Consider the following 13,014-nt stretch of genomic DNA (forward strand, 5'->3'; position numbering starts at 1 on the left):
AATTATACCAGCTAGTATTTCAATCAATTACAGCCAGTTGATAGGGTTACAAGGCTCAATTAATCACATTCCATAACGAAATGGTTTACCAGCATCAAGCATCGATTTATGAACCGGCTGTAGAGCTTTAGCGTACGCCGCAAGCAAACCGATGGTGTATTGGCTTCGTTCGGCTATGTGCTCATTTTTACAGTTAAGTTCCTTATCCAATAACGTTTCAATATCACGAAAAATCAGGTGATCTGGAAGCAGACAAACGTGATTGTTTTTGCTCGCGGTCATTCTCAGTTCACTGATCGGGTAGACCCCGTTGACGCTTGCGGAAACACTGACCGCAAGAGCTGGTTTATGGGCCAGCTCATTGTCTGTAGTTAATAAAAGAAAGTTTTTCAATGCTGGTGTCGCCATCCCATGCCACTCTGGTGTGATAAAAATAAAGGCGTCTGACGACTCAAGTTCCTTCGCCATTTCACGCCACGGTGCCCATTCATCAGTGCCGCCCCAAACACCTTCATTCCAAAACGGTAGGTTCTGTTCATGCAGATCAAACACCTTGATCTGGTCGAAATGAGGTTGAGCAACGTTACTTAAATAGTTTGCCACGTTAAGACTTTGTGATTGAGCGCGTTGGCTCCCCGCAATGATGGTCAGTTTCATGATGATTCCTTTTGAGCGTTATTTATTGTCGTGGTTTGGTTGATCGTAATTGGTCTATTGATAGTAATAGGGTGATTGTTAGTAATAGGATGATTGATAGCGGCCCTTGGAGCCGCTAACCAGATCGAGGTCAAAATGCCGACAGCACCCAGCAACTGTAACGAGGTTAATGACTGGTCCAGAACAACGTAGCCAAGAACGACCGCCGAAACGCTGCTTAAAAAGCCGAGAAAAGAGACCGTAATAGTCGGCAACTTGTCTATTCCGTAAAACCATAATGAATAGGCCAACATCGCCCCTATTACACTTAAATAGCCATAACCGAGTGCATTATTCAGGCTGAGTTCGTTCGGTAACCCTTCCAACCAGATAGCCATGGGTAGCAACATCAGCCCACCGAACAGCAACTGCCATCCGGTGAAATTTAGTAGGGACATTCCGTCAGGTCTGCCCCAGCGCTTCGTCATCACCACGCCAGAGGCCATACTAACTGTGCCTAAAAGTCCCATCACTATTCCACTCGTGCTTAGCTCCGCTTGATTATTAAGAACCAATAGAGCAACGCTAACGATGGCGACTAGGCTAGCCAGAACTTGCTTAAGGCTTAATGTGTTATTAAGCAAAACATAACTCAATGCCATGACTAAGATTGGTTGAACCGACATAACTAAAGCCGCCATTCCGCCCGGCAGGTAAGTGGCCGCAAAGAACAAACAATAAAAGAAAAAGCCAATATTAAGAAAGCCAAGAATGATGAGTCGCCCCCACCATTGCCCTGTAGGTAACATTCGGGTTAGCAGCACTAACACCAAACCGGCCGGTAAGGCTCTTAATGTTGACGCGACCAACGGACTATTCTCAGGCAGCAACTCGGTCGTCACAATATAGGTACTTCCCCAAATGATGGGTGCGATAGCCGTAAGCATCATCGTTCCTAACAATTGAATCCCTTTCATACGTTTTCCTCGCTAGATAATCTTTATAGAAAGTGTCTTTTGTAAAAGATACTTTCTATAAAGTAATAGATATTTTTCTTTTAATCAAGTATCTTTTTGAAAAGTTATTTTCTTAGGAGTTATTTATGCAGGATCAAGTTGACCACATTTTGCAACAATGGCGTGACGCTAAACCGGATCTAGATTGCTCTTCAATGGGGATTGTTGGTCGTTTACGTCGAGTAAATAGGCGTTGGAAAAAACAGTTAGACGACGTCTTCGAGCAGAAAAAAATGACGAGTATCGAATTTGATATTCTTGCGACGCTGCGTCGCAACCAGATACCACTGACCCCGACCGAGCTTTATCAAACATTGATGATATCGTCCGGAGCCATGAGCACCCGTATTGAAATACTGGTTCAGCGTGGCTTGATAGAAAGAATCGCCAGTGAAAAAGATCGTCGAAGTTGCAAAGTAAAACTGACGGCTCAAGGCGTGACCGAACTTGATATCGCTTTGGAAGCGCATGTCGCGAATATGGAAGGGATGATTGACGTTCTTGATAGCGAGGAGCAAAAACAGTTCGCTGGATTACTAAAAAAAATATTACTGCCTAGTAAAGGAGATCGAGGATGACCTCAACTTGTATTGACCTAACTCTGTTACCAAACCTGTACTTTTTAGGAGCATCATTATCATATTAGAATTAATAACGGTTGTAGCTACCGGCCTTTTAGCGGGTGGATTATTAACCGAAGCTCGCATACTTGTACCCTATTGGCAACAAATGCCGACAGAAGATTTTTTGAAACTTCACCATACAATGGCACCGAGCCTTTACCGCTACTTCGCACCATTAACCGTGATGGGAACCATTTTTCCTATCCTGGCATGTATTTTTGTATCAACCCCAAACAGGTTCGTTGAAACTGCGTGGTTCATCAGCGCGGTGAGTGCATTATTATTACTAGGCTTTTATCTGTTCTTCTTTCGCAGTGCCAATAAAACATTCTCGCAGACAACTGATGTAGCGGTTGCAAAACCTATACTAGAAAAATGGGCATCTATGCATACCATTAGAACGTGGATTGCATTCGTCAGTTTTGTCTCTGCAACGGTTGCCATCATTATGGTTTAGGATAGCGTATTTAGATATTAGCCCTTTTTAACTAGATCTTCTCATAAGATACCTTGATTGAAAACTTGCCATGTTATCTATATTTTAAGAATAAGCTTGTATTCTGTGATAGATAGAACGGCCTCTTCCAATGAGGCCAACCCTAACGTTGTGTATCCAAAAAAGTTAGGCGTCATATTTTCACGAAATGATTCAACCGATTCGACCAATTTATCCTCAAACATCTGCGCATCAACAACATCGGATAACAATTTTTTTTCATTGCTATCCATTGGCGACAAAAATTCAGAGAATCCACTCACTGAAGAATAGAGAAATCCGAATTGACCACCATTATTTTCTTCCATGTAATAGTTGCCGGTTCTAGCATAAGAGGCTCGTACTTCATTGATGCTTTCTATTGTGCTAAATGATTGTTTAAACAAGTCCTCTTGACCAGCGTGCTCTACCGTATTAGGTTCATAGCCTAGAGAAGGAAAGACTAAGTAGGCAACGATAGCATCATCACTGGTAATAGCTGACAACAAATAATTATCATCCAAGTAGTATTTGATTATTTCATCAGAACTGGAGCGTTTGATATACACTGGCGCACCAAAGTTCTCATCTAGAACAGAGGCTGAGGCTCGAATGTAAATTTTAGAAAGCTTATTTCTCGAGGGGATATCAGTGAGTTGAGAGAGTGAAATGTTATATATTTTTTCTAAAGCTTCCATGGTGTCATTAAAACTACCAAGTGCAAGAGAAACAAGGGAAACTAAACCGATGGTTCGGGTCCATTTATCCTTCACAATATTGCGCAAAGGAGATACGAGCGGCTGCGTGCCATCCAATTGCGCTTCATCAGCGGATTTAATTACATTATTATCTGTCACTTTAGCTCCTCATTTCTTTTAATTTTCCTATCAGAGCATCAGATCCATCCTCAGCTTGAATCTGGATTGCTTCTACCACATCCGAACCCAAAATATCTTCTATTTGGTCGCTATAATTCATACCAAGAAAAATTCCAATTCCAATTCCAAAAACCAAAATTATTAATGCTAAAATTTTAAACATAATTATCTATTCACTCAGTCAATTATTTATATAACGCAATTCTACCGTTCACTTTCTTAAGGTAATTCTTAGTTTCATCGTAAGGCAGATTATTGATTAGATGGTTGTAAACTTCATCCGAACTCATGTTGTTGATGATTTTTGCAGCCTTATTGACGCTGGTCGATCTATTGGTATTAAATGCTTTAGCTACATTACCAGCGCCGGTGTTGTATGCCGATATAACACAGTACAAACGGCTTTTCTCATCTTTAATACTACGTAGGTATCTAGAATTTAGAATGTTGAGATACGCGGCTCCTGTTTCAACATTTATCTCCGGTACATACAGATCTTTCGCCCTCATTGGAGAATCTATATTCCTGACTTGTTTATTGACATCATGCCCCGCGCTTGAAGGCACAATTTGCATTAAACCAAATGCTGGAATATGTGATTTTGCCTCCGGTCTAAAACTCGATTCACTATGCATAATTGCCATCACTAATGCGGGGTCAACTTTCCACGCCTCACCCTCTTTTTCAGCTAATGATGTGAACTTTTTCGCTCGTTTCTTCAGACTATTCTCTGGTAGCTTTACTTTATAGCTCACTATTTTTTTCTTCGCTATCGTACGTTTCTCTATTGGCACAATCGGTTTAGTGAGCTCAGTAGCTGGTGCAATATCTGGAACGACGACGGCCTGTTTAGTGGGTACTGCATCTGGAATGTCTTTAGTAGGTTCTGAATTTACTTTAGATACCTCGGCCGAATTTTTCACTTCGATAGTGGAGACTCCGTGGAGCAACCTCATCTCATTATAAAGTTGAGCTAGTTTCTCTACGCGAACTTTAGCTTGGTTCAGTAATGCCAATTTCTGTTTATGAGCTCGCTCATAGATAAAACTATCCGGTATGCCTATCGCAGAACGAATCAATCGTTCCGCTCTCACGTCTAGATCGTTCATTTGAGCTTTGGTTTGACTTACAATAAACGTGCGCTCTTTTTTCTCATTTTCAGTCGAATATGTAATGGTTTGCACGACAGGTTTATCTACTTCAACACGTAAAATATTCCCATCAATTTCAATGTTCTTAGAGCCAAGTAAATCTTTCGCATCAGCACTATTGTCATCTGCATTAACCAACACCGATACAACTGCTGTATTACTTTCATAATCAACTTTAGTGCGTACTGTATTGTTTTTAGAGTAATCGACTTGGGTTGATTGTCCTGATATGGCACCTTCACCCCATTGACTGATCAGATCAGCCTTTTGTTCGTCTATTTGATGGGTGTATTCATCTCGCCATGCTTCATACTCATCTAAGTACTTATTAAGATATTGATGAAACTCTTGGTATATTTCTTTTTTTGGCTGATGAATTTTTTTTGTTTCTTGATCTAGTTGAGAAAACCCATCAGTGCTCGCTCCTACATTAGTGCTAAGTATTACTGAAAGGATCGCTAAAGTGATAGTTGTTTTTTTCATTTGATTACCTTTATCTTCCCTAGCGTCATAATCCACTGACGTTATGATAAAAAGGCTACCGAGGGGTAGCCTTATAATTAATACACTCTGTTATTTTGAAATAAGAGAATCTAAAGCATTCGTTATGTCTTCTGACGCTTTCTCATTATTAAACTTCTTCCAAAGCACTGAGTCTTCACCAGTCACTTCATCAACAACCTTGGCAACATTATTGTCATAAGCGGCTTGGTCCATGCCAACCAACACATATAGACCTCCAGTTGGGCTCACTTGACTAACAATCAGCCTGCTATTTGTTAAAGTCTTACTTACCACTGTTTTTGTTAAGTTTTCAACCGTTTCTTGAACGTCTTCATTCACACCAGCTTCAGTAGATGTAGACACACTACTCTCAATCGCCTGTTTGAATAAATTATTCACATCCGTCTCAAAACGAGCAGCCAGTGCTGTACGTGCGTCATTCACTGCAACTTTACGCATTATAGCCATGCCCGAAATACTCTTTTTAGCATAACCTGTTGCGCCTGCAGCCAAATCTTTCGGCATCACGTCACAAATCCATGCTGGAGCTTCTATTTCATAAGCGTCAGGGAATGTACATTCGGCAAAATTTTGGGCTTCATTGACGGTTATATCATTACTCGCACAACCGAATAAGCCTGTTAATACTGCAGCGGAAATTAATAATTTTTTCATGTCTATAGTCCAAGTCCTAATAAATCTACTCCCAATAAATCTTGAGTTTGACACTCAAAGTCCAACATACTTTCACAAACTTTAGGTACCACTTTAACAACATCACCTTTATTTACTTTAAGTGCGACTTCTTCATCTATGGCAACCCAAGAATACTTCGATTTTATCCCGTGTTCAGGGATATTAACGACGGTACCTTCTCCATAGCCAAATGTTTCAATTTCATCATCAACTTTCATGCGCTTTGAGAACGCGATTTCAGCTCCTGGTGTTACCTTTTTGTCACTTCCCATCGCTATTTTTACCATTGAGCCTTCTTCACAGGTACGAAGTTCCATTACAGAAGCGGTCGGTGCTAAAAGCTTCTTCAACTCAGGATTATATGATACTGATTCAGCTGCAGCTTTGCTTGCTAAGCTAGCGTATTGCGCACTAGAGAATTTACAACTAGAGTTTCGAGTTTCAGTTGAAGTACGTTGATCCCCTTCTAACTCCATACGCTTAATCAGTTCCATACCCGGTAATGACACCACTTTAGTCACGCCTTTCACTTCAACCTCAAAGCGGCATTTAGCGGGAATGTAATGCGAGTCGCCGTCATCATCTGTCCAAGTTCGTGCCTCAACGTATTCTTTGCTAAATTCTGAAGCGGTTATCTCCGTCAAGACCGCGATGTCAGCAATCGGCACACCTTTAGTGTTGTAACGTCCGCTTTGCTCAGCTAACTTAATTTCGTTTTTCAATTTGTTAGCAAGTTTTCTGTCAACCAATTTCGCGCCAGAAGCAGCAATCTGAGCTTCTAAATCATTCCTAACCACGCTCTGAAGTTTTTTCTTTGCTGAGTCATTAAATTCCATATCAACAGGTAACACGATGACTCGTTGGTCTTTAGCTGATTTCACTTCAACATCTGCAACAGGGATTTCAACGCGGTTATCAGGAGTACAAACATGTTCTGGTCCACCTGTTAATGCGCAACCACTTAACGCTGTAAGAACTAAAGCCGCCACTGCCGTTTTTTTAAACATTATAAAATCTCCGATTATAATTGTTAATTAAAGCCTATTGATTCCCATAAGCCATGGGTTTCAACTTGTTCTGAAAAATGTCGAATGGCACCTTCACTTGACATTTTGTAACTAGTAACAGAATTACCGCTAGAAATAATTTCATTACTCGCTATTGTTTTATTATGGTTATTACGCATGACTACATCTGTAATTAAGGTGGTTATATATGCGTCACCAACTTTATTCTTTCGTCTTTCTGTCGTTAACGTTAAGGCATGTGTCGTACGTCTATTGTTTGTGAAAGTGGTTGTTATTTGTTGAGAGGATAGTTTCTCTGACATCAATATAGCCATTTTTTTGTCTTGAGATTTAACCTTGATATAAACAAAAAGTTGACTTTTCACTTGAGCAACTTTCTCTTGCAAATTTGAAATGTCATCTGTTTTATAGAGATTATTCTCATCTACGACTGATAACATTCCAACTCGAACTAACGCTTGTTCTTTAATTTCATTTATATTTTTATTATTTAGCCACCATAAAAACGAATCACTATTATTAAGCGCTTTCATTTCTCGAGTTGCGGCTAGATTGAGTTGTCTTAATTCTTCTTTTAATTGCTTACGTATCACGCTTTTTTTTACTCTGGCTTCTACATAAAAGCCAATGTCGTTTTGATTTTGCTGAAGATATTCAATGCCATTTAAAGTTAAATTGGCCGTTTTTGTATTAATTTTATTATCTACAAAAGTTTGATAGTTTTGATTTCTATTGCCTTCCGACGAGGTTTCTCTCATATAAAATGAAGACTCAACCTGAGTCCAGAGCCTTTCATTTATTTGATTTGCCGCCGTTTTTTTCGCCTGAGATGAGCTGCGTCCTTCACCAACAGCATAAATATATTCTGAAGTATCAGACTTAGGCACTTCATACCAATCAGGTTTACTGGTTGATTGACAGGCCGTAAGAAACAGGATGCAAGATATAAATACAATGCAGTTTATCTTTTTAAATGCGTTCAAAATATCACCTAAGAATAAAAAATCTCATCGCTTCAAACAGAATTGAATGTCAGGTTGATGTCAACAAAACGTCAACAGCATATTGAGAACATAGCAAATTATCATTTGCCATTAAAGTCAGATATCTTCCATTAAATAGGTCATATTTTTTATGAAACCAATTGGTTAAATAAATGTATATGGAATTAGATATTAACCTAGGACAAGTTAGAATAGTGATAGAACTATATATAAATAGAATTATAAATTAAATCTCCCTCATGAATCCCTATGAAACTAAATTCATCAAAGCCCAGTATTGTTGAGTTTAATAAGCCGAAACTGGTTACTCATTCAGTTTATGAACAGCAGGTAATAACTATAAAAAAGTGATTTCGGTGCAGAATAAAAGTTGCAGCTACACAATTAATTAAAAAATAATTAACATTTCAATTACATTATCAGGTAATTAGGATAAAAATGTGTTATTTAAATAAAATTAACTTTGTTCAAATAGTGTGATGAGAGTAGTAAAAATAAATTGAACTCATTAGAGTTTTTTATGCAAAACTCACCAACTCAACATCAACTATCGCTTATTAATTGTACAGTTTAGATTCAAAATTTAAGATAACAAGGCTGTTCAGGTTGAATTATATTGGTGACTCTATAGAGTTACTCCTTTATATTCTATTTATTCATTAGTGACTACACTGTCAATAATGAATTTTGATCAATATTGTCTCTTTTATGCAACGATAATATGACTTATATTATTGAGTTAAATATTTATTCATCAGCTCGATTAGTTAAAAAATAATATTTGGGTATCTCTATGGCAAACCAGTTCTTTGAACACTTTTTAACCAAACTTGATCATAACAAACGCGTGATTATTCAACCTCATGACTTCCCTGACCATGACGCGGTATCTTCCTCTTTTGCTATGCATTATTTGTTAACACAGCTTGGGTATAACTGCGTAATCGTCTACAACGGTTATATCGACAGAATCTCTCTTAAGAACATGACCGATTGGCTATCAATTGACATTGTACATATTAATGATTCAGCGTTAACACCCGATGACAAAATCATTGTAATGGATGGCTGTATTGGAGAGAAGAACGTAACAGATATGCCAGGTGTCGAGGTTGCCGTCATTGATCACCATCAAGTGGACGCACCAGATTACATTTGGTATGCAGATATAAGGCCTAATTACGGCTCAACCGCTACTATCATGGTGGAATATTTTCAGTACTTTAACATTAAAATACCTAAAGCTATCTCAACTGCTCTACTTTTAGGATTAATGTTCGACACAAACAGCTTTACTCGTGGTGTTGGCTCCGCCGACATCAATGCCATGTTGACGTTAAGAAAAGACGCTAACTTAGTTCTGACGAATAAGATTTTTAGGAACCAACTCGAATATCAAGACCTGTCAGACTTCAAAACACTATTGAATGACGTACAACGTGAAGGTAATTTAACGTACTGCATATTGCCTCGATGTTCTACACAAATGCTTGGTGTATTGGGCGATTTTTTATTAAGCCTAGACAAAATTGATAATGTCGTTCTTATTACTCCCCATCACCAACGCGCCTACATATCTTTACGTACCGAATGCCCCAAGACAAATGTTGCGAGCATTACTAAAACGCTTCTCAATGATGCTGGCATTGGCTTTGGAGGGGGTCACAAACATATGGCTGCTGGAGTCATTCACAGTTCCGTATCTCTAAACAATTTGCCTCGGGTGATGGAGAGTTTTCGTAAGCAATTGAGTAGCACTTAGGTTAACTAATCAAACACCATCAGCCTACATTTGGACCATTCCGAAGGAAATATTGCGTCCATCGCTAATATGCGAACATACATTAGGCGATGTTTTTACGTCCATGTTATCACTGAGTTTTTGTTTATTTAGCCCACTATTAGAAAACAAAAAACCTTCCTGTCGCGCTTAGCCACAGGAAGGTTCATTAGTACACTATCTTGCTCAGTATCAATATCGCCAAATACTAATTAAGAATCAATACCCAACGCATCTTTGATTCCAGATGCAATCGTAATGACATTGGCACCGTATATTACTTGGATACTTTTCGTCATCCTCACAACACCAATCGCATTCAGCTCTTGCTTCCACTTCTTGTCATCGGCAACTAACGAATCGTCATACAAGGACACACGCAATCGAGTGGCACAGTTCGAGATGTTTTCAATGTTGTCCGCACCACCAAGCGCTTTAATAATTTCACCCGGTAGACCCTTCGATGTCTGTTCTTTCTTCTTCTTCAAGTCTTCCTTGGAGAATAATGCAATTTCGGCATCATCTTCTTCTCGGCCTGGTGTTTTAGCATCAAACTTCAGAATAAAGAACTTGAATGTATAGAAGTAAATAACAAAGTAGAGTGGAACAATCCATAGCAGTGCCCATGCATGCACTTTCTCTGGCTGCAGTAAGTTAGGAACCATGAATAACAACTGGTTACCCTGAATGGATACGCCCATCATCTCGGTAATGACGTACGCAAGTCCATTCAATGGAACGTGTACAGCAAAGAACAAGAATGGTTGAACAAACAGGAACGTATACTCAAGCGGTTCAGTGATGCCGATAACAGCAGCAGTAAACACAGCAGGCACCATGATGGCAGCAACTTTCTTACGATTGGCTGTTTTAGCCGTCACATACATTGCGTAAGCCGCGCCCGTTAGACCACCCATTTGGATAGGAATACGACCACTTGTGAAGTTGTGAGTAATATAACCCGTTGCGTCCGGTGAACTCATTTGGCCGTTCATAATGTTACGAACACCCTCATAAACCACACCATCAATCTCCATAATGCCACCCACACGAGTGTACTCAATAGGGAAAGCAATTAGGTGGTGTAAACCAAATGGTAATAAGCCTTTATCAAACACACCGAATAGGAATGAACCAAAAATACCAGAACTAGTGATAAGAGTAGTGACCGATTGTAATCCACCTGCAATTGGCGGCCATGCGTAGTACACAAACAGTGCAATAGGCATAACGGCAAAGTAACAGAAAATCACAACTGCACGTGGGCCAGAGAAGAAGCTCAGTAGTGCTGGCATTTCAAATTTGTAGAAACGATTGTGGATCCAGGCCGTAATACAACCAACAAAGATGCCACTAAAGATACCCATGTTGTAAGCAAAAACACCTAGAGACTCGCCCCATAATGAATTAAAGTTTTGTGCCGCCACTTTTTCGTAGCCAAAATCATTCATTAATGAAGTAACGCTTGTGGTTTCTTGCGTCCAACCGTGGAAAGCAGCAATAGAACCAATCGCTACGTTAAAACACATGAACATGGTGAAACCGGTAAATGCTGCCCAGCCCTTTTCTGATTTTGCCAGCGCGAACGCCAGACCAATTGCAAAGAACGGCGGTAGGTTACGCATCACCATCAAACCAAGATCGAGCATCAGTTTAAAAAATGCAAAAAATACAGAGTCGGTTGCTGTCATTTGATTAACAACACCCGCGCCAACGCCAATAAATAACCCTGCGATAACCAGTACGATGATTGATACCATCATACCGCCAGCAAGTGCTTGAATCCTATCTCTCATAATTTACTCCTAAAGTGATATGAGAACCTTCACGTATATTGTGATTGCTTTTTTTAGTGACTTGAGGCTTAGCCTTTCGTTGGGCTGATGAACACAAGTCACGTCACCAGGAAAAGTTGGTCCGAATGCCACACCATTGTCTAGCGCCCGTGCGTATGAAGCTGCACCTTTGCTAAAACATTGAGCGTTCGTTTTTGTTACTTCGGAGTACGCTTTTCCCATCGCTTGGATAAGGTCACTTTCGGGTGAGAGGTAAGATAGAGGTAAGTACTGTTGTTCGATCATCGTCACTCCATATTGTTGGGATAAATGGTGGAGTTGGGTACGAGTTTGATCGATCGTCAGGCCCTTAGGAAACCGAAAATCAAAATCCAAATTGTAGCCATGTTGGTCCAAGTTGATGGAGGAGACACAACACGTAGTTGCGCCCATTTCATCGTCTTGATGAGCCAACCCTAACTTCGACCCTTGCGCTGAATCTGCAAACCATGCATCAAGCAACGCAATAAGGTGTCGTGAATTAGAATCTAACCCTTCAACATGCCGCATTTGGTGAACAAACTGATCCATACAGTTGTCCACTTTATGCGGGTTGCGGGATTTCTCCCACGGCGTTGATAGCTCAACGCGATATAACTCATTGGTTCGAGTTACCTTGGCAAAATCAGCAAACAACGCCGAAACTTCGCCTGCTTTATCACCAGACAGAGAGACAGTCAGTTGATAACAGGTAGAGGTTCTATCCCGCTCACTTTCTATGCTAACTATCTGACAGGAACCTAAATCATTAAGAGCTGGAAACGCTCTTTGTAATGACGTATATAGGATCCCTTTTTCTCCATTAACGATTGGGAAGTCGCCATCTGGAGAGAAACCATAATCCGGTTGAGGATTGTGTTGAAAATAATGTTCTACACATTCCCAAGTTGTCTCTTCTGCGCCACCAATGATGACTCGGATCTTCTTATCGAGCTTCACATTAAGCGCTTTAAACATCTTGAGGATATACAGACTCGCAACCAAGGGCCCTTTATTATCGGTAACACCTCGGCCGAACAGCAAATCACCCTGTTGATGCATTTCAAATGGTGGTGTAAGCCAAGCATTCAAGTCCCCTGCTTCAACAACATCAACATGATGCAATATGGCAATCTCTTGTTCTCCTTCACCAAAGCTTATGTCTAGGGCGTAACCTTTGTGATCACGGACGTCAAAACCTTCTCGTTCAGCCCAAGAAATTAGATAATCAAACGCCGCTCTGATCCCTAACCCAAAAGGGGCATTGGATTGTCGCGGCGCGTTATCTCGTACTGACGGAATAGCAATCAAACCCGACAGGTCATTGAGCAGTGCTGAAAAATTCTGATCAAGATAATCGAGTGTTTGAGTAGAAAAATTGCTTTCCGTCATGTTTGGTTCCAAATTTT

General features: G+C 40.1%; 13 protein-coding genes. 3 read left to right on the top strand and 10 right to left on the bottom strand.

Translation table 11 applies throughout. The features are described 5' to 3' along the window. Nucleotides 1–63: 63 nt before the first annotated feature. Together AACW90_RS15625 and AACW90_RS15630 are read right to left on the bottom strand one after the other, a co-directional pair. Complete coding sequence (locus AACW90_RS15625; protein WP_390236184.1) at nucleotides 64–657, bottom strand: NADPH-dependent FMN reductase; 594 nt, start codon at nucleotides 655–657, stop codon at nucleotides 64–66. Further along, nucleotides 654–1,613, bottom strand: a complete 960-nt coding sequence (locus tag AACW90_RS15630) for an EamA family transporter (RefSeq protein ID WP_390236186.1) — start codon at nucleotides 1,611–1,613, stop codon at nucleotides 654–656. The genes AACW90_RS15625 and AACW90_RS15630 overlap by 4 nt, the downstream gene beginning before the upstream one ends. 125 nt (nucleotides 1,614–1,738) lie before the next feature. On the opposite strand from AACW90_RS15630, the gene AACW90_RS15635 reads away from it, so the two are divergent. After that, entirely contained in the window at nucleotides 1,739–2,230 is a 492-nt protein-coding gene (locus AACW90_RS15635; RefSeq protein ID WP_390236188.1) for a MarR family winged helix-turn-helix transcriptional regulator, read from the top strand. 151 nt (nucleotides 2,231–2,381) lie between these two features. Beyond that, nucleotides 2,382–2,732: a hypothetical protein gene (locus AACW90_RS15640; RefSeq protein WP_390236191.1), complete on the top strand. Its 351-nt coding sequence runs from the start codon at nucleotides 2,382–2,384 to the stop codon at nucleotides 2,730–2,732. Nucleotides 2,733–2,809: 77 nt separating this feature from the next. On the opposite strand, the gene AACW90_RS15645 is transcribed toward AACW90_RS15640, so the two are convergent. The 6 genes from AACW90_RS15645 to AACW90_RS15670 all read right to left on the bottom strand — a co-directional run bounded on the left by AACW90_RS15645 (nucleotide 2,810) and on the right by AACW90_RS15670 (nucleotide 7,990). Then, complete coding sequence (locus AACW90_RS15645) at nucleotides 2,810–3,565, bottom strand: ETEC_3214 domain-containing protein (protein ID WP_390236332.1); 756 nt, start codon at nucleotides 3,563–3,565, stop codon at nucleotides 2,810–2,812. 43 nt (nucleotides 3,566–3,608) lie between these two features. Further along, nucleotides 3,609–3,791, bottom strand: coding sequence for a hypothetical protein (locus tag AACW90_RS15650; RefSeq protein ID WP_390236194.1), 183 nt, complete (start codon nucleotides 3,789–3,791; stop codon nucleotides 3,609–3,611). A gap of 22 nt (nucleotides 3,792–3,813) precedes the next feature. Next, nucleotides 3,814–5,262: a transglycosylase SLT domain-containing protein gene (locus tag AACW90_RS15655; RefSeq protein ID WP_390236196.1), complete on the bottom strand. Its 1,449-nt coding sequence runs from the start codon at nucleotides 5,260–5,262 to the stop codon at nucleotides 3,814–3,816. Nucleotides 5,263–5,352: 90 nt separating this feature from the next. After that, entirely contained in the window at nucleotides 5,353–5,958 is a 606-nt protein-coding gene (locus AACW90_RS15660; RefSeq protein WP_390236198.1) for an LPP20 family lipoprotein, read from the bottom strand. Nucleotides 5,959–5,960: 2 nt separating this feature from the next. Continuing rightward, nucleotides 5,961–6,986: a hypothetical protein gene (locus AACW90_RS15665; RefSeq protein WP_390236200.1), complete on the bottom strand. Its 1,026-nt coding sequence runs from the start codon at nucleotides 6,984–6,986 to the stop codon at nucleotides 5,961–5,963. Nucleotides 6,987–7,009: 23 nt separating this feature from the next. Continuing rightward, entirely contained in the window at nucleotides 7,010–7,990 is a 981-nt protein-coding gene (locus AACW90_RS15670) for an LPP20 family lipoprotein (protein ID WP_390236202.1), read from the bottom strand. Nucleotides 7,991–8,804: 814 nt separating this feature from the next. Here AACW90_RS15670 and AACW90_RS15675 point away from each other — a divergent pair. Next, on the top strand, nucleotides 8,805–9,773 hold the full coding sequence (locus AACW90_RS15675) for a DHH family phosphoesterase (RefSeq protein ID WP_390236203.1): 969 nt from the start codon (nucleotides 8,805–8,807) through the stop codon (nucleotides 9,771–9,773). Nucleotides 9,774–10,003: 230 nt separating this feature from the next. Here the strand turns inward: AACW90_RS15675 and AACW90_RS15680 are convergent, their stop codons facing one another. Together AACW90_RS15680 and AACW90_RS15685 are read right to left on the bottom strand one after the other, a co-directional pair. Then, nucleotides 10,004–11,587 carry a PTS transporter subunit EIIC gene (locus tag AACW90_RS15680; protein ID WP_390236205.1) on the bottom strand — a complete coding sequence of 528 codons (1,584 nt, stop codon included), beginning with the start codon at nucleotides 11,585–11,587 and terminating at the stop codon, nucleotides 10,004–10,006. A gap of 9 nt (nucleotides 11,588–11,596) precedes the next feature. Further along, nucleotides 11,597–12,997, bottom strand: a complete 1,401-nt coding sequence (locus AACW90_RS15685; protein ID WP_390236207.1) for a Sapep family Mn(2+)-dependent dipeptidase — start codon at nucleotides 12,995–12,997, stop codon at nucleotides 11,597–11,599. Between the last annotated feature and the right edge of the window lie 17 nt (nucleotides 12,998–13,014).

It is taken from the genome of Vibrio frigidus (assembly GCF_042465995.1).
GTDB lineage: Bacteria > Pseudomonadota > Gammaproteobacteria > Enterobacterales > Vibrionaceae > Vibrio.